Below are 17663 nucleotides of genomic sequence, written 5' to 3' on the forward strand. Positions count from 1 at the left end.
CCATGCCTTCGAAGACCTATGCCGTCGAACCGATCGAACCGCTGTTGCGCGAGTCCGACCCGGACAGCACTCTGGCCCCCTGCGGAATCCAGCGGCTGATCATCGGCTCCGAAGCCCTCTCCGTCATCGGCGAGGCGGTGTCCGAGCTCCTCTCGACAAGGCAGCCTGGGAGGGGAAGCGGGGAGAAGCCGGCCGTGGCCCTGCTGGCCGATCCCGTCCGGATCAGCCGGCGGGGCGAGGACATCAAGGATGTCGTGGAGGAGCAGCTCGGAAAGCGCTTCGAGGTTTCCCGGACCGTGCTCGACGACGGGCATTCCGAGCTCCATGTCGTCGACAGCGTCCTCGACGAGGCAGCCGCGGCCGCGCGCGGCAAGGCCGCCGTGGTCGCTGTCGGCGGGGGGACCATCAGCGACATCGCGAAGATCGCCGTCCAGCGCGCGGCAGCGGACGGGACAGCCCCGGTCCTGCTCACGGTGCAGACGGCTGCATCCGTGGACGGTTACACGGACGACGTCTCGGTCGTGCTCCGCGACGGAGTGAAGCGCACCGTTCCCTCCTGCTGGCCCGATGTCGTGGTCGCCGACACCGACGTCATCGCCGAGGCCCCCGCGCGCATGAACCGGGCAGGCTTCGGGGAAATGACCTCCATGTTCACCGCGCCAGCCGATTGGAGGCTCGCTTCCCTGGTCGGGACCGACCGCACCTATAGCCACAACGCGGTCCGGCTCCTGTCGACCGTCGGACTGGACCTCGAAAGCTGCAGCGAGGGGGTCAGGGAAGGCGACCCCGACGCGGTGGCCAGTCTGACCAGGGCCCTTGCGCTGCGCGGGATCGTCACCGGAGTCGCGGGCACCAGCGCCGTGCTCTCGGGAGCGGAGCACCTCATCAGCCACATGCTCGACCAGTACCACGCCGGGCAGGGGATGCCGACCGGCCTGCATGGCGCGCAGGTGGGGGCGGGCGCAGTGATCGCTGCCAGCGCCTGGGAAATGCTCTTCGACAGGCTCGCCGATCACGGCCCAGCGCGCGTCCTCCCCCTGGAACAGACGCTCGACCCTGAGCGGGGACGCAGGCGCGTCCTGGCCGCCTTCGAACGGGTGGACTCCTCGCTGCGGGTGGCGGACGAGTGCTGGAGGGACTATTCGGCAAAGCTCGAGGCCATCGCATGGGAATTCCCCCGCATCCAGGCACTCGTGGACAGGTGGGGCGAGCATCACGGAGAGCTCCGGGACCTGGTGCGCCCCGCCGCATCGATTGCCGCAGCCCTGAACCGCGCCGGTGCTGCTGTCCGGCTCTCCGACCTCGGCCAGCACATCGACCCCGAGCTTACGCGGTGGGCTATAGCGAACTGCGCCCTGATGCGCAACCGCTTCACCGTGGTCGACCTGCTGATGCTCCTTGGCTGGTGGGAGCCGGGCGACGTGGACGAAGTCCTCGAGCGAGCTGCCGCAGCCGCCTCCGCCGCGGACGCCGGGAAGGAGTGAGGCCCATGCGCGACTACGTGATCGGGATCGACTGCTCCACGACTGCGGCGAAGGCTGTGGTCTGGAACTCCCAGGGCGAAGCCCTCTCGCAGGCCCGCCGGGCGTTCGGCCTGAGCCTGCCGCGACCGGGATGGGGGGAGCAGAACGCCGAGGACTGGTGGGAAGCGTGCGCCGAAGCCATCCGGCGGGCCGCGCAGACGGTCGACTCCTCCAGGATCGGAGCCCTGTGCATCACCCACCAGCGCGAGAGCTTCGTCTGCCTCGACGAGGCAGGGGACCCTCTCCGGCCGGCAATGCTGTGGCTGGACACCAGGGCAACCGCGGAGGTCGCCAGATACGGCACCGAAGAGGTGCACCGGATCACGGGCAAGCCCGCGAACCCCACCCCGGCCTGGTACAAGCTGCTCTGGCTCGCGGACCACGAGCCGGAAACCATGGCCCGCATCGGCAAGGTCGTCGACGTCCACGGATTCCTCATCCACCGGCTCACAGGCCAATGGCTCACCTCCTGGGCCTCTGCCGATCCCCTCGGACTGGTCGACATGGCCAGCCTCGACTACGACGACTCCCTCCTGGAAGCCGTCGGACTCGAACGCGGACAGCTGAGCGCGCTGCGGGCCCCGGGAAGCATCCTCGGGCATCTGGACGACCGGGTGGCAGCCCAGCTCGGGCTTCCGCCCGGAGTGACGGTGGTGGCCGGCGCCGGCGACGGCCAGTGCGCTCAGCTGGGGGCAGGGGCGATCACCGGCGGGCGCGCCTACCTGAACCTCGGCAGCGGGATAGTCTCGGGCACCTTCTCGGACCAATACGCGTACGCCCGCGAGTACCGCACGCTTTCCGCAGCGGTGCCGGGCGCCTACACGCTGGAGACCTTCATCGGGGGCGGGACAGTTAACCTGAACTGGTTCGTCGAGAAGCTCTCAGGCCTCGACGCACGCGCCCTCGGCCTCGACCTGACACCCGAGCAGGTGCTCGAGACGGCGGCGGCCAAACTGCCCCCGGGCGCCGAGGGGCTGCTCGTCCTGCCCTACTGGACCGGCGCCCTCACACCCTACTGGGACCACAACGCCCGGGGCATCCTCCTGGGCCTGACGGGCGTGCACGGCAAGGCCCATCTGTACCGGGCGCTGCTGGAGGGCCTGGCCTTCGAGCAGCGGCTCCTCACCACGGGGGCGGAGAACGCGCTGTCCCAGCCGGTGACCGAGGTCGTCGCGCTCGGCGGGGGCTCCCGCAGCCCGCTCTGGTGCCAGATCATCGCCGACGTGACGCAGCGCAGCGTCTCGGTGGTGCGAGAACCCGAGAGCACCTGCCTCGGGGCAGGCATGCTCGCAGCATCCGCCCTCGGAATCCACGACTCGGTCGAGACCGCGGCGAAGGCGATGAGCGGCATCGGCGTCTCCTACGAGCCCGAGCCGGACCAAGCTGCCTCATACGACCGGCTCTACAGCGTCTACCGGGACGTCTACCCGGCGAACCGCGAGATCTTCGCCCGCCTTGCGGAGGCGACGCAATGACCAGCGCCGCCCCCCGCGAGCTCGTGGCCCGGCCCCTGCGGGCCTACGACGGGTACCTCTTCGACCTCGACGGCACGATCTACCTCGGGGACCGGCTCCTGCCGGGGGCCCACGAGCTGGTCACCACACTGCGCCGGTTCGGGCGGGAGACCCTGTTCCTGTCGAACAACCCGACCCGGGACCCGCAGATGTACGCGGACAAGCTCACCCGGCTCGGGCTGCCCACGCCCTCGGACCGCATCGTCAACCCGGTGGTCACCATGGTCACCTGGCTGCTCCGGGAGGCGCCCGGCGCCGCGGTCTTCGTCATCGGGGAAGACCCCCTCGTCAGGGCGATCCGCGCAGCGGGCATCCGCACCACCGAAGACCCGCGCCAGATCGACATTGTCATCGCCAGCTACGACCGCGGCTTCGACTACCGCAAGCTGCAGATCGCCTTCGACGCCCTCTGGCAGCACCGGCGGGCGAGGCTGGTGGCCACGAACCCTGACGCGTACTGCCCGATGCCCGAGGGGCGCGGGGAGCCGGACGCGGCCGCTGTGATCGCGGCGATCGAGGCCAGCACCGGCGTCAGATGCGAGGCGAACCTCGGAAAGCCTTCCCCTGTCATGCTGCACACCGCCCTGGAGGTCTTGGGCCTGCCTGGGCCCGAATGCCTGATGGTCGGGGACCGGCTGCACACCGACATCGCCATGGCAGCCGACGCCGGAATCGACTCCGCCCTCGTCCTGACTGGGGAGAGCACCGAGGAGATGGCAGCCCAGCTGCCCCCGGCCAGGAGGCCGACCTTCGTCCTCCCCAGGATCGACGCACTACTCCGGCCCCTCCGCGAACCGTAGCCGACCTCAGACCCGCGGGATTCAGGCCGATCCTTGTCAGGTACCCCGCACACCCGTAGAATAAATTTCAATTCGAGTGCTGAATAAATATTGAAAGGAAGGCGTGATGGACCTTTCACCGGAGACACTGCTGGAAATGCAGCGGCGCATGCTGCGCATCCGGCGCTTCGACGAGCGGGCCTCGCTGATGGTCAAGCGGGGCTATATCCCGGGCACCGTGCACACGAGCATCGGCCAAGAGGCCCAGGTAGTCGGGGCCTGCATGGCGCTGGGGGACGGGGACTACATGACCGGGAACCACCGCAGCCATGGCCACCCGATCGGCAAGGGCTCGCCTCTGGGGCCGCTGATGGCCGAGCTCGTGGGCAAGGCCACTGGGGTGTGCGGCGGCAAGGGAGGATCCCTGCACCTGGCCGACTTCGCGGTCGGGAGTCTGGGGGAGTCCGGCATCGTCGGCTCCTCCATCCCGATCGCCACGGGCGCCGGCCTCTCCAGCAAGGTTCTGGGAAACGGGCGCGTCTCACTTGCCTTCTTCGGCGACGGGGCCGCGAACCAGGGCTGCCTGTACGAGGCGATGAACCTCGCGGGGGTGTGGGAGCTCCCGGTCGTGTTCCTGTGCGAGAACAACCAGTACGCCCTCTCCACCCCCGCCCACACGGTCACCTCCGGGGTGATCGCCGAGCGCGCCCCCGGCTTCGGGATCCCCGGTGTCCGCGTGGAGGACGGCCAGGACGTCCTCGCGGTCTACGAGGCCACCGCTGCCGCGGTCGAGCGCGCCCGCCGCGGGGACGGCCCCACCCTCGTGGAGGTCGTCACCTACCGCTTCAACGAGCACTCCGAAGGCCTGCGGCTCGGAACCGACTACCGCGACAAGGACGAACGGGCCGCATGGATGGAACGTGACCCGATCGTCCTGTTCCGCGAGCGGCTCATCGAGCGGGGTACCGCGACCGCCGAGCAGCTCGACGCGCTCGAGGCCGAGGTCCTGAAGGAAGTCGACGACGCCGTCGAATTCACCGACAGGAGCCCGTACCCCGACCCCAGCGTCGCCTTCAAAGACCTCTACACCGAACCGATTGGAGCGCTGTCATGACCGTCATGAGCTACCTCGGAGCCATCGGCGCCGCCCAGCGGGAGGCCATGGATGCCGACCCCCGGGTCGTGATCATCGGCGAGGACGTCGAAGCCAACGTCTACGGGACCACCGGAGCGGGCAAGTCCCGCAAGGACAAGGGCGACTTCCTCGAGCTGTTCGGGAAGAACCGCATCCGCAACACCCCGATCTCCGAGGAGGTGATCGTCGGGGCCGCAGCCGGCGCGGCCATGACTGGACTGCGGCCGATCGTGGACCTCTCCTACTCGAGCTTCCTGTACATGGCGATGGACCAGTTCGTGAACCAGGTCGCCAAGAACCGCTACATGTTCGGCGGCCAGGCGTCGCTGCCCGTGGTCTTCCGCTCCGCGATGTTCTACGGGCTCAACACCGGCGCCCACCACTCGGACCGCCCGTACCCGATGTTCATGAACGTCCCGGGCCTGAAGATCATCGTGCCCTCGACCCCCTACGACGCCAAGGGCCTGCTGCGCACCGCCGTGGACTGCGACGACCCGGTGCTGACCTTCGAGGCGTGCATGCTCTGGGGCACGAAGGGCGAGGTGCCCGAGGAGGAGTACCGGATCCCCCTCGGCCAGGCCCGCGTTGCCCGCGAGGGCAGCGACGTGACCGTCGTCGCCATCTCGAGCGCCGTGCCGGAGGCACTCGTGGCCGCCGAGTCGCTGGCCGAGGAGGGCCTGTCCGTGGAGGTCATCGACCCCCGGACGCTCGTCCCCTTCGACGCCGAAGCGGTCGTCCGCTCCGTCCAGCGCACCGGGCGCCTCGTCGTCGCCGACCCCGCCCACCGCACCTGCTCCGCGGCCGCGGAAATCTCGGCCATCGTCGCGGAGGAGGCCTTCGAGTCCCTGCGTGCCCCGATCGTGCGGGTCACCACACCGGATACCCAGATCCCGTTCAGCACTGCCCTGGAGAAGCAGCTCTACCCCAACCGGGACAGCATCGAGGACGCGATCCGGCGCGTGACCGGCACGCGGCCCGGGAGCCTGTCCGAGGCCGCCCGCCTCACCTCCCCGGCACCCGGCTTCTGACACATCAACCCCAAGAACCATCTATTGAAGGAGACACATTGGCTAGAGTCGAGGTCCTGCTGCCCCAATGGGGCATGGGCATGAGCGAGGGAACCGTTGCCACCTGGCTGAAGAACGTCGGCGACACCGTCGCCGAAGACGAGCCGTTGGCCGAGGTCGAGGCGGAGAAGGTCGAGGAGACCCTCGAGTCCCCCGCGTCCGGCGTCCTCGCCGAGATCGTCGTCCCCGAAGGCGAGACCGTCGAGGTCCGCGCCGTATTGGCATACATCGAGACCGCCTGACGGCGGAAGCGGAAGGGATGGGACCATGCCACAGGTGGATCCGCGTCAGATCGTCCAGGACGCGCGAGACGGCGGCTATGCCGTCGGGGCATTCAACATGCACAACGAGGAGACCGCCGAGGCGCTCGTGAGGGCTTCCGAGCGGGCCCAGGCGCCGGTCTTCCTCCAGGTGGGACGCGCGATCGTCCCGCACATGGGCCTGAAGAAGGCCTATGAGATGACGAAGCGCATCGCCGAGGAATCCGAGTCGAACTACGTGATCCACCTTGATCACGGTCCATGGGACGAGGTGCTCGAGGCGATCAAGCTCGGCTTCACCTCGATCATGTACGACGGCGCGCACCTCCCCTTCGAGGAGAACATCCGCACGACGCGCAAGCTCGTCGAGGTCGCGCATGAGTTCGGCATCCCGGTCGAGGCCGAGCTCGGCAAGATCCCCAATGCCGACGAGCAGGTCGATTGGTCCGCCTATTACACCGACGTGGCCGAGGCCGAACGGTTCGTCGCGGAGACCGGAGTCGACTTCCTCGCCATTTCGGTGGGCATCGTCCACGGTGTGCCGCTCGCCAAGCCCCAGCCGCTGGACATCCAGCGGGTCAAGGAGATCGAAGCCGCCGTCGGAATCCCTCTCGTGCTCCACGGCGCCTCAGGGGTTCCCGACAACGAGATCCTCGCGGCGATGGCTGCAGGCGTTCACAAGTTCAACGCCGACACAGATCTGCGGCACGCGTTCCGCTCGGGGATCGAGGCGGTGTGGGCCGAGGGCGACAGGCAGCTCGAGGAAGCCATGGCCGAGGGCCGCGAGCGGATGATCGCTGCGACCGTCAAGAAGATGGAGCTCTACGGCTGCGCCGGCAAGGTTCGGAGCCTTCCCCTGGGGAGCCGATGACGTCCACCCCAGTGAAGGACGGTACCGTCACCCCCCTCAAGGGCATCCGGCGGACGGCAGCCCGCCGGATGGTCTCCGCTTGGGAGGCACCCGTCTTCCATCTCGCCGTCGAAGCCGACATGGGCGCGGCATTGACGGTCAAGGGACGGATCCCGGGGGCGACGGTGACGGACGCGATCCTCGCGGCCTGTGCACGCGCGCTGGGCGAGCATCCGGCCCTCAATGCGCACTACGGGGACGAAGCCGTGACCACGTTCGGCAGCGTGAACCTGGGCATGGCCGTCGACACGCCGGCGGGACTCATGGTCCCGGTCATCAAGGACGCGGCGAATCTCGACATCGTCGGGATTGCGGCCTCGCGTCGCGACCTGGCTCAGCGGGCCCGGGAAGGGCGCCTCGGCATGGCCGACGTCTCCGACGGCACCTTCACCGTGTCCAACCTCGGGATGATGGGAATCGAGTACTTCGACGCGATCCTCAACGTCCCCCAGGTCGCCATCCTCGCCGTGGGAGCAACCCGTCAGGAGTACGTAGGCGACGGCGACGTCGGGGCAGTCTGGCGCCCCCAGGCGAGGCTCACCCTCACCTGCGACCACCGAGCCGTCGACGGAGCCACCGGTGCGCGCTTCCTCAATTCCGTGAAGCAGCACCTCGAGTCGATCTGAGCGACTCTCCGCAGGCCAATGGGCCCGAGCCAAAGAAGCTCGGGCCCATTGGCGTGCGCGGGGCGCCGGGTTGACGCCAGAACACGGCGCCTCGGCCAGTCCACGCCGTCGGTCGCGAGCGGGCGCAGTCGACCGTGGACGTGGTCCGTTCGGACGTGGACGCGCGTGACTGGCGAGCCGTCCCGGTGTCGGCGCGATAGCCGCGGCAGCCAAGCGTTGCGGGCTGGACTACGGCATGCGCACCACTTCAACACCAGAGCGGCTGACGAGGTGACGGAGGCCGAGGTAGGGAAGGTCGCGGGAATCGCCACGGTCTTCTATTCCAATGGCGAGGCAGTTGACGTTGGAGCTGGAATTCCGGTGGGCCGCGGCCGACCACCGTCAGCTCGCGCTGAGGCGCGTCGAGGCTCTGTTGGGGCGAATTGCGGGCATCGACGATTCGCTCAGGTCGATGGCTGACGAGATCCACGTGAAGGGCCTCGGGAACACGCATCCCAGGAGGCCCCTCGCCGACCAGTCCCCGAAGTCCATGAAGGGTTAACTAGTCCGACTCGTCGAAGAATTCAACGGCATTGCGAACCGAGCAGATCCGAAGGGTCGGAAAAGCATCTGGCCCGCCGCTGATCGAGAGCGGCCTCTGGTAAAGAGGCCGCTCTCGATCTGCGACGGGCCAGAAAAGGGCGCCCATCGTGCAGGGGGCGGTTCCGCCGCCTGGTTCAGCTCAGCCGGCTCACGACCGCCTGGACGAGCGGCCAGACTTTTGCCACCGAGGTGTGGTTCACGGTCTCCTTGGGGGAGTGGAGATCATGGAGCTCGGTGCCGATCGAGATGATGTCGAGCCCGGGGATCTTCCGGCTGAACATGCCCAGTTCCAGGCTGCACTGAGAAACATGGACATCGGGCTCTGACCCCATGACGTCCCTGAACGCCGCCTGGGCGGTCCCCAGGATCCGGGAGCCCGGGTGGTACGGGAACTCGGGGGCATCGAGGCCGTACTGCTCGACGACCACACCCCCGCCGGCCAGCGCGGCGAGCGAACGCACCCGATCGAAGATCTCGTGCTTGCGCGATGTCACGGCCGCCGTGATGGTGGACATGAGCCGGGCGCCGTCTGACGTGGTGCGCACTGTGCCCAGGTTGTTCGAGCTCTCGACGATGCCTGGCACGGCAAGGCTCCAGCTCAGGACGCCGTTGGGGATCAACGCCGTCAGCCGCGCGAAACGCGCTCCCGCCTCGGCCGAGAAGGCGCGCTCAGGCCTTTCGGCTGGCTCGAGCCTGAGCCTGACGTCAGGATCGGCAAGTCGATACTCGTCGGCCAGGGTCCGCTCGAGCTCGGCGACGGCTTTTTCCACATCCCCGACCTCTTCCGGCCGAAGGAGCAGAACAGCCTGGGCATCTGCGGGGATCGCGTTATTCTGCGCGCCACCGTGGGGATCGCTGATCCTGACATCGTGCTGCGAGAGCAGGCCGTTGAGGATCCTTGCGAGGACGAGGACGGCGTTGGCGCGTTCGAGGTGGATGTCGAACTCGCAGTGCCCGCCGGCAAGCCCACGGACCTTGAGAAGGCGGGCTTCGGTGTGGGTGCCCGGTACTGACTCCCATTCTGCGGGGAGGTCGACGGTGAAGGTCACGTCCCCACTGCAGCCCGCGAGGATCTCCTTGTCGGTGATCCAGTTGAAGTCGATCATGCGCTTGCCCGACAGCCTCGACGTGTCGAATTGGGCGGCTCCGACCTTTCCCTTCTCCTCCATGGCCGTCAGTACTGCTTCGAGCGGCGGATGCGGAAGGTCCTGCGAATCCAGGAGCGCCAGGATGTAGGAGACGCCGATGCCATTGTCGGCGCCGAGCGAAGTCCCGTTCGCGGTCACGAAGTCCCCTTGGACGAGGAGTTCGATCGGATCGCTCATGAAGTCGTGTGTGACGCCGTCATCCTTCTCGCACACCATGTCCAGGTGGCCGTGCAGAATCAGCGGAGGCGCGTCTTCCAGGCCGTGTTGCCCGGGCTTCTTGACCAGAACGCAGTGCATTCCGTCCTGGCTCGCCTCCAAGCCGCGGTCGCGCGCGAAATTCACCACCCAATCGGCGACTTCCTTCTCATTGCCGGAGCCGCGGGGAATGCCTGACAGGGTCTCGAAGAACGAGAACACCTCTTGGGGCTGGAGGGATTTGAGTGAGGACACGGGAATTCCTTTCTTTTATTTGACCGCGCCGGCCCGGTTCCGGTTCATCGTCAGCGCCACGACGATGATGATGACGAGGCCGTAGACGAGGCTCTGGGCCTGCGGGGTGATGCCTACTGCGGCCGCGCCGATCGGGACAAGGCCGACTGTCAGTGCGCCGAAGACGATGTTGATCGGGTTGGTGACGCCTCCCGTGATCGCTGTCCCGCCCACGATGGCCGCGGCGATGCCGGGCAGCAGCAGGTCGCTTCCGAGCCCGAACGACGACGCTGCTCCGCCTTGGGCGATCACGAGGACGCCGGCTATACCGGACAGGAGCCCCGACAGGGCGAAGGCGGCAACCTTCAGCCACCGCGTCCTCAGCCCGGAGAAGAGGGCGCCGGACTCGTTCAGGCCGACGGCGGTCATTCCCTGCCCGGTCCGGGTGAACCGGAGCAGGGCCCAGAGGCCCGCGGCGACGACCACGCCGAGCCAGAAGGCCTCTGGAAGGTCGGCCAGAGCAGTTCCATACAGGGAATCGAGCAATTCGGTGTTCCCGGTCGCGTAGACGGTCGTCGCATTGCTCACGACGAGCGAGGCGGCCTGCAGGATGCCCAGTGTGCCAAGGGTGAGCGCGAAGGACGGCACCTGGCCGAAGGCGATCAGGAAGCCGTTCACTGCGCCGATGAGCGTCATGACGGCAACGCAGAGGAGCGGGGCCACGGCCCCGAACGGCCCGAGCGTCTGGGCGAGGATGATCGCCGAGAAGACGACGACCGCCGCGTTGGACAGATCGATGGACCCGACGTGGAGGACCATGGCCTGCCCGAGCGCGACCAGGAGGATCGGCGCAGCCTGCACGGCGAGGATGCTGAGGCCGCCGCCGCCGATGAACGTGGGCGTCAGGACCGCGACGAGGATGAACAGTGCCGCGAAGACGGCGAACGGGCCTGCCGACTGCCACAGCTCCGCCGGGCGGAGGTGCATGGCCCTGCTTCTGACCGAGGTCGCGTCGGATGACGGCGTGTTGTCCAGAACGGCTTTCTTGGGCATGTCGAGGGTGGCTTTCTTTGACATGTTGGTCACACCATCTTTTCGAGCAGGTCGAGGGATGTCGGAGAGTCGACGGCGAGGTCGAACCGCGCCGTGATCTCGCCGTCGCGCATCACGAGGATGTGGTCGCCCATCTCGAGCGCCTCTTCGAGGGTGTCTGGAAGGAGGACGACGGCGGTCCCGGCTTCCTGAGCGGCCCGGATCTGCTCGTTCACGGTCTGCGAGGCACCCGGGTCCAGCCCGCGCAAGGGGTGGTCGAGGATCAGGACCTTGAGATTGTCAGAGGTGAGCCACTTGGCGAGGACGACCTTCTGCTGGTTGCCTCCCGAGAACCTGCCCAGGTGCAGCATGGGGTCGCGAGGACGGACGTCCAGCCTGTCGAACCATTTCGCGGCAGCCTTGGCGCGAGCGCGGCGCTTGAGGAAAGGCCCCCAAGCCGACTTGCCTGGGTGCACGAGCGTCAGGTTCTCGGCCCCGCTCAGGCCTCCGATCATCCCCTCCACCTTTCGCTCGGAGGGGATGTACGCGAGGCCGGATTGCACAGCCTTTCTCATGGACCACGAACTCACCGGGCGTCCGCCGACCTCGACCGAGCCCGAATCGAAGGGCTCGGCTCCGAATATGGCGCGGCAGAGCGACTCGCGGCCCGAACCGATCGCACCGACGATCGCGACGCAGCGCCCCGGGGCGACCGAGAACGAGACCTCTTTGAAGCTGCCCTTCCGCTGGAGCCCGGTCACTTCGAGGGCGCGCTCGCCGGCCTGCCCTGAACCTCGGCCGGCTGGGCGGCCCTGCGGACGGGACTCATGTCCGATCATGAGCTTGAAGAGCTCATCCTCCGTCACGGACTCCCTCCGGCGGTCTGCGACGACCTGCCCGTGCCTCATGACGATCACCCGGTCACAGATCCTGAGGACCTCGTCGAGGCGGTGGGAGACGAAGAGAACCGAGCCGATCTTCTTCAGGTTGCGGATTTCCCTCTCGAGGACCGCGGTCTCGTTGCGCTCGAGGACCGACGTGGGCTCGTCGAGGATCACGAGGGGCGTCGCGTGAACGGCTTCGTCGACCCGGAGGGCCCTTGCGATCTCCACCATCTGACGGTCCACGAAGGAGAGGTCGCCGACGATCGTCTGGGGGTCGATCGCGGAACCGATCCGGGCAAGCACTTGGGAGGCTTCCTGATTGAGGCGGCTCCAATGGTATATGCCGTATTTCGTGGCGGTGTCCTTCGACGAAATGGCATTCATCGCGATGTTCTCTGCCACCGAGAGGTTCGTCAGGAGCGACTGCTCCTGGTGCACGACGCCGATGCCGGCCGCGACCGCGTCCTGCGGCCTGCGGAACTTCAACGGGCGCCCTCCGGCTTCGATGACCCCGGAGTCCGGCTGGTAGAGGCCAGTGAGGATCTTCAGGAGCGTCGACTTGCCGGCGCCGTTCTCGCCGATGAGGCCGACGACCTCGTGGCGCGGGATCTCGAGCGAGATGTTCTTGACGGCCTGTATCGGGCCGAAGGACTTCGAGATGTTGGTGAGCCTGAGCGCTGGGCTTTGGAGCCCAACGGACGGGGCCAGGTCTGCGTTCGTCATTTCACGATCCTCAATCTGCTGCGGTGGGGCCAAGAAGCGGCGAGGACGGCCACGATCAGGACGGCTCCCGAGACCGCGGACTGGATATTGGGGCTGACTCCGCTGAGGATGAGCCCGTTGTTCAGGACGGTGAGGAGCATGACGCCGATCGCAGTCCGGAGGACGCCGCCCTTGCCGCCGCCGAGGGAAGTGCCGCCGATGACGACCGCGGCGATCGTGACGAAGAGGTTCCCCGTTCCGACTGTCGCGGAGCCTGCGCCGAGCTGGAGGCTCGCGAGGATGCCCGCGGCCGCGCTGCAGGCTCCGGCGGCGACGAAGACGTAGATCTTGTACCTGGCGACGGGGATGCCGTTGCCGCCTGCGATCTCCTCGCTGTCGCCGATCGCATAGGCAAAGCGGCCCAGACGCGTGAACCTGGTGACGCCGATGCCCGCGAGGACGAGGATGGCCGCCAGGAGGAAGGAGTTCGGCAGGCCCAAGGTGAGGCTGGTCGGCCAGGACTTGAGGCTTGAGTCGGCGAGGAACGGGATCGAGGACTGTCCGAAAAGGACCGTCGCGATGCCGAGTCCGACGAACCACATGCCGAGCGTGACAATGAAGGAGGGCACCTTGAGACGGGTGTGGATGAGGCCGTTCGCAAGGCCGATGCCCATGCCTACCGCCAATGCGACCGGGATGGCCCAGAACCCTAGATCGGCTCCCCCGCGGCTGTTGGCCGATAGGAGGACGAAGGTCATCCCGGCGGTTCCCATGATGCCCTCGACCGAGAGGTCGATCGATCCGGTCAGGATCACGAGCGTGGACCCGACGCCGATGAGGAGGGGCAGGGCGGCGTGATCCAGAACGGTCTGGGCGTTCTGCGGTGTGAGGAAGGAGCCGGGGTTGAGCACAGCGAACACCAGGATCAGCACGAGGAGGGCCGCCGCCTCTCCGAGGCTCTTGGGCTCGAATCGGCGATGGCGTCGGGCTGCCGGGCGCTTTTCCATGGGCTTGGGCTCGAGGAGGACCATCCCACGTTCCTTGTCTGTCATTGGTATCACCTGTCTGGTTCCTTAAGGCGGCGGCTGCTGCGTCGGAGTCCGACGGCGGCAGCCGCCGCCTTCCGCGAACTGCGGTTACGGAAGCTTCTCGGGCCCACCGCCGACCAGCGGGACGGGCTGGGTGTCCCAGGGCCCGTTCTTGAGCAGGTCGTCGATCCAGCCATCGATGTTGTTGTCGTACTTCGTGAAGTCGGTCAGGTTCTGCGGGGTGACGCAGCTGATCTTGAAGAGGCTGTCGCGCTTCTCATGCGGCAGCTCCGAGGGCTTGATGGCCCCGGTCGCCGCCTGGTACGCGGTGTACAGGCCGATTGCCGCCGCCATGAAGCCGCGGTGGAACGTCTCGCCGGCAATGGCGTCGTTCCCCAGGTGCTTCTGCATGTCCTCGATGATCGGCGGGTAGAGCCCGTCCGACGTGAACTTGACGTCGTTGATGCGCCCGGCATTCTGCATGGCCTGGATCGCGCCGATCGTCATCCCGTCGTCCGCCGCCCAGACGCCGTTGATCTGGTTGCCGTACTTCGCGAGCAGGTTCTGCGTCACCTGAAGGCCCTGCTGCGGATCCCAGTTCGCCGGCTGCGTGTCGAGCAGGTGGACGTTCGGATAGGCCTTGAGACCCTCCTTGAGGCCGGCCACGCGGGTCTGGCTCGTGGTGCTGTCCTGCACGCCTGCGAGGGCGATGACGTTGCCCTTGCCGCCGATGCTGTCCGCGAGGGCCTTGGCGGTGCACTCACCGCTCTCGACGCCGGAGTGCTTCTGGAAGGCGACGAAGTTGTCCCCGACGTTCCACGGCTCGTAGTTGTCGGGCTTGTTCCACCAGATGGTCACGTAGCCCCCGGCGGCCTTGACCGCGTTCACGATCGGCGGCGCGTCCGAGCTCGCGACCGTGTTGACCATCAGCGCGACCTTCTTGCCCTGGGCGAGGATCGCCTGGATCTTGGAGATCTCGGTCTGCGAGCTTCCCTCGGAGTCGACGATCTGGAGCGGGACGTCGAGCTTCTTCGACAGAGCCTGTGCGCCCTGGATCATCGAGGCCATGTAGGGGTTGGTCGTGTTGATCACCGAGGCGACGAGGACGATGTCCTTCTTGTCAAGCGTCTTCTGGGCGGCGGCCGTCGTCGACGTGCACGCCGTCATGGCCAGCAGCGCAGCGGCTGCAACGGCCGCTGCCGCACGCCGTCGGACAGTGTTGCTGAGGGGCATCAGATACTCCTTCGTGAAAGATGGCCCGGGAGGCAGCCGCAGGCTAGCGGTGCTGAATATTCATTCGCAGGCTGCATTTGGATTCTCCGAGTGTGGTCTACGTCACCAGAGCCTGTCAAGAGACCGTGAGCGGCGGCTTGAGGATGACGCAAGAAGCGCGCGTCTGGCCGTGCTCCGGAACTGCCCTCGCAGCCTGAAGGAGGAGCCTGCCTGGCAGGCTCCTCCTTCAGGCGGTGCAGCGGTCAGCGGAAGGTGCGGAAGAAGGTCCGCACGTCGTCGACGTACGTGTCCGGCACTTCGAGCGGAGCGAAATGCCCGCCCTCGTCATGCACCCTGTATTGCTGCAGATTGAAGTACTTCTCGGTCCAGGTCCGCGGCGGCTTGTAGATCTCCCCCGGATAGATGCCCACTGCGGTGGGGGCGCCCACGACGGGGAAGCGGTCGTGGCTCGGCCTCCACGGATTCCCCCGGCACTCCCAGTAGTAGCGGGACGAGGTCCCGCCCGTGTTGGTCAGGAAGTAGACCGCGGCGGTCGTCACAAGGTCCTCCTTGGGCCACACGCGCTCGAAGGCCTCGGTGCCCTCGCCGCGCTCCTCGAGGCCCCAGAAGTAGCGCTTCTCGGTGATCCAGGCCAGCTGTCCGGCGGGCGAGTCTGCCACGAGGGCGGCGAGCGTCTGTGGCTTCGTCAGCTGGATCTCGCCGTATCCGCTCTCCTTCTGGACGAAGAGCTTGCCGCGCTCGAACCAGCCCTTCTCCTCGGCGTCGCTGTACTCGCTTGCGTCGGGAAGGCCGAGGAGCGGGTCGAACTTCACTCCAGGAGGGGCATCGGGGTGCTCGGCCAAGTAGTGGCTCATCTGGGCGGGGAAGTGCGTGTAGACGCCGAAGACGTCCTGCTCGTACTTGTGCCCGTGCTGCTGCGCCACCAAGGCACCCCAGTCGCCGCCGGCCGTCGCATACTTCTCGTAGCCGAGGACTTCCTTCATGAGGGCATTCTCTAGGTCGGCGGTCCTCCACCAGTTCCAGCCGGGTTCGCTCAGCGGTGAGGAGAATCCGTAGCCGGGCAGGGAGATGAGCACGACGTCGAAGGCGTCCGCCGGGTCTCCGCCGTAGCTGGCCGGGTCCGAGAGCGGGCCGATCACCTTGCGCAGGTCCCAGAATGTCCAGGGCCAGCCGTGGTGGATGAGCAGGGGCATGGGGTTCGGCCCCTTCCCCTCGACGTGGATGAAGTGGAGCGGGACGCCCATGAGGTTCGTCTTGAAATGCGGCAGTTCGTTCATGCGCCGCTCGACGTCGCGCCAGTCGTACTCCTCGATCCAGTAGTCGACGAGCTGCCTGTGATACGCGCTGTTGTACCCATATCGCCAGTCGTCGTTCGCGAAGTCCGCGGGATAGCGAGTTCGGCGAAGCCGCTCGTTCATGTCCGCGAGGTCTTCTTCGGGAATTGAAATGGTGAACGGGTGGACCTCCCGGTCGCCCTGTGCCGCCATGCCCAGCCTCCGTAAAGTAGGGTGTATTAAATATGCGGGGTTAAAGTAACCATTCACAGGATGAAACCGAGATTGAGGCGTGTCAAGGTTCCACAGCTCGCGAGACGGCAATCGGAACGCGGCGAAGGCCACGATGCGCCGCGCCCGCTGCCGCAGACGTGGGTACATGTGCCTCAGGGCGTTGTCGTGGCGGCAGGGGCGGCGGGCGCGGGCCTGGTGGGCGGAGGAGGGCCTTCGAGAAGGAATCTCGCCGTGGCCGCGTCCGTGACGAGGGTGTCGATCCAGCCGCCGGCAGCGGCGGCCCGGATCGCTCGGTGCTTGCGTTCGCCGCCGGCCACAGCCCATCGATGCCGGGCGTTCCTGAGCTGTTCGAGGGTGATGCCTACCACGAGCTCCTCGAGCTCGGAGGCGATCGGATTTCCGTCGGCGTCGAGGAAGTGCAGGCAGACCTCACCGACGGCACCCTGCTCGCGCACTCGCTCGTATTGCTCGTCTGTGAAGAAGTTCTCCCCTGAACGCAGCTCCGGATCCATCTCCGATGGTGCGATGCCGACGAGGGCGAGGTCGACCGAGTCCAGCAGCTCGAGAGCGCCCCGCGCATAGGGATCCCGGCTGAGGAGGAGCTCCTTGATCTCGGGGCTGGGCACGACGCCGGGGGTTCGGAGAAAGACCGGCTCGCCGCCGGTAAGGCCGGCGAACTGCTGCGTCGAGCGGGCGGCGTCGTGCTGCAGCCGGGGAGGCCCGAGATCGCCGAGCGTCTCCACGACCCGCTCGCAGCGCGTGCGCAGCGGCAGCAGTGCATCGACCATGAGCCTGAGCGTCTTGCTCCAGGAGGTGAACGCCACGGTGCGGACTTCGAAGGCGAGGTCGTAGAGGAGCGAGGCCATCGCATGGGCGAGATCCTTGCTCAGCTCCGTCTCGTCGTGGCTGACGGCATCGACAACGTGAACCTCGCTGAGCCCGTACCGGGCTTCGACCTGGTCTTCGAGCTCGGCATGGATGTGCTGGGGGACGGCCACCACCGTGCGGACGATCGAGGCCTCTTCGGCCTGAGCGAGCAGTCTGGAAACCCTCGACTGGGAGATCTGCAGGCGCTTGGCGATGTCCGTCTGACGCATGCCATGCGTGTGATAGAGCCGTGCAACCTTGATCATCAGACGCTGGGCGTCGACATCCGCCATCAGTATCAGCTCCTTAGCCGCCCGTGGGGCGTATGAGGGAAAATTCTAGGCCTTTGCCAAGGCCGCGAGGTGAAGGGTGCCGGGAACCTCTTGACATCGGATGCGGGGGCCCGGAGACTCGTAAAGGTCTATCGAAATGTCCA

The 17663-nt window shown here is 67.1% G+C and carries 16 protein-coding genes; 9 read left to right on the plus strand and 7 right to left on the minus strand.

From position 1 onward, the window contains the following. Nucleotides 1-2 precede the first annotated feature (2 nt). The 9 genes from ACLN58_RS02300 (at nucleotide 3) to ACLN58_RS02340 (ending at nucleotide 8355) form a co-directional block, all read left to right on the plus strand. Nucleotides 3-1484: an iron-containing alcohol dehydrogenase gene (locus tag ACLN58_RS02300; RefSeq protein ID WP_415853661.1), complete on the plus strand. Its 1482-nt coding sequence runs from the start codon at nucleotides 3-5 to the stop codon at nucleotides 1482-1484. A gap of 5 nt (nucleotides 1485-1489) precedes the next feature. Further along, nucleotides 1490-2998, plus strand: a complete 1509-nt coding sequence (locus ACLN58_RS02305) for a xylulokinase (RefSeq protein WP_415853662.1) — start codon at nucleotides 1490-1492, stop codon at nucleotides 2996-2998. Further along, nucleotides 2995-3837 carry an HAD-IIA family hydrolase gene (locus ACLN58_RS02310; protein WP_415853663.1) on the plus strand — a complete coding sequence of 281 codons (843 nt, stop codon included), beginning with the start codon at nucleotides 2995-2997 and terminating at the stop codon, nucleotides 3835-3837. The genes ACLN58_RS02305 and ACLN58_RS02310 overlap by 4 nt, the downstream gene beginning before the upstream one ends. A gap of 106 nt (nucleotides 3838-3943) precedes the next feature. Further along, nucleotides 3944-4930, plus strand: coding sequence for a thiamine pyrophosphate-dependent dehydrogenase E1 component subunit alpha (locus tag ACLN58_RS02315; protein ID WP_415853664.1), 987 nt, complete (start codon nucleotides 3944-3946; stop codon nucleotides 4928-4930). Next, a complete protein-coding gene (locus ACLN58_RS02320; protein ID WP_415853665.1) occupies nucleotides 4927-5979 on the plus strand; it encodes an alpha-ketoacid dehydrogenase subunit beta in 1053 nt (350 codons plus the stop codon). The genes ACLN58_RS02315 and ACLN58_RS02320 overlap by 4 nt, the downstream gene beginning before the upstream one ends. A 38-nt stretch (nucleotides 5980-6017) precedes the next feature. Further along, a complete protein-coding gene (locus tag ACLN58_RS02325; RefSeq protein ID WP_415853666.1) occupies nucleotides 6018-6260 on the plus strand; it encodes a lipoyl domain-containing protein in 243 nt (80 codons plus the stop codon). Between the two features lie 25 nt (nucleotides 6261-6285). Beyond that, a complete protein-coding gene (locus ACLN58_RS02330) occupies nucleotides 6286-7149 on the plus strand; it encodes a class II fructose-bisphosphate aldolase (RefSeq protein ID WP_415853667.1) in 864 nt (287 codons plus the stop codon). Continuing rightward, complete coding sequence (locus ACLN58_RS02335; RefSeq protein WP_415853668.1) at nucleotides 7146-7814, plus strand: dihydrolipoamide acetyltransferase family protein; 669 nt, start codon at nucleotides 7146-7148, stop codon at nucleotides 7812-7814. Before ACLN58_RS02330 ends, ACLN58_RS02335 begins: the two co-directional genes overlap by 4 nt. A gap of 325 nt (nucleotides 7815-8139) precedes the next feature. Beyond that, nucleotides 8140-8355 (plus strand): hypothetical protein, encoded by a 216-nt coding sequence (locus ACLN58_RS02340; RefSeq protein ID WP_415853669.1) that lies wholly within the window; start codon nucleotides 8140-8142, stop codon nucleotides 8353-8355. Nucleotides 8356-8530: 175 nt separating this feature from the next. On the opposite strand, the gene pepD is transcribed toward ACLN58_RS02340, so the two are convergent. The 7 genes from pepD to ACLN58_RS02375 all read right to left on the minus strand — a co-directional run bounded on the left by pepD (nucleotide 8531) and on the right by ACLN58_RS02375 (nucleotide 17520). After that, nucleotides 8531-9994, minus strand: coding sequence for a beta-Ala-His dipeptidase (pepD, locus tag ACLN58_RS02345; protein WP_415853670.1), 1464 nt, complete (start codon nucleotides 9992-9994; stop codon nucleotides 8531-8533). Between the two features lie 15 nt (nucleotides 9995-10009). Further along, nucleotides 10010-11050, minus strand: coding sequence for an ABC transporter permease (locus ACLN58_RS02350; RefSeq protein WP_415853671.1), 1041 nt, complete (start codon nucleotides 11048-11050; stop codon nucleotides 10010-10012). A gap of 5 nt (nucleotides 11051-11055) precedes the next feature. Next, nucleotides 11056-12612, minus strand: a complete 1557-nt coding sequence (locus ACLN58_RS02355; RefSeq protein WP_415853672.1) for a sugar ABC transporter ATP-binding protein — start codon at nucleotides 12610-12612, stop codon at nucleotides 11056-11058. Then, the gene (locus ACLN58_RS02360) at nucleotides 12609-13643 is read right to left on the minus strand and encodes an ABC transporter permease (RefSeq protein ID WP_415853673.1); all 1035 of its coding nucleotides are present in this window, start codon (nucleotides 13641-13643) and stop codon (nucleotides 12609-12611) included. Before ACLN58_RS02360 ends, ACLN58_RS02355 begins: the two co-directional genes overlap by 4 nt. Before the next feature lie 84 nt (nucleotides 13644-13727). Continuing rightward, entirely contained in the window at nucleotides 13728-14852 is a 1125-nt protein-coding gene (locus tag ACLN58_RS02365; RefSeq protein ID WP_415853674.1) for a sugar ABC transporter substrate-binding protein, read from the minus strand. Between the two features lie 242 nt (nucleotides 14853-15094). Further along, on the minus strand, nucleotides 15095-16339 hold the full coding sequence (locus ACLN58_RS02370) for an epoxide hydrolase family protein (protein ID WP_415853675.1): 1245 nt from the start codon (nucleotides 16337-16339) through the stop codon (nucleotides 15095-15097). Between the two features lie 173 nt (nucleotides 16340-16512). Further along, nucleotides 16513-17520, minus strand: coding sequence for a sugar-binding transcriptional regulator (locus tag ACLN58_RS02375; protein ID WP_415853676.1), 1008 nt, complete (start codon nucleotides 17518-17520; stop codon nucleotides 16513-16515). Nucleotides 17521-17663: the final 143 nt, after the last annotated feature.

Origin of the sequence: Sinomonas sp. G460-2 (assembly GCF_047759905.1) — a bacterium.
In the GTDB taxonomy this organism is placed as follows: Bacteria; Actinomycetota; Actinomycetes; order Actinomycetales; family Micrococcaceae; genus Sinomonas.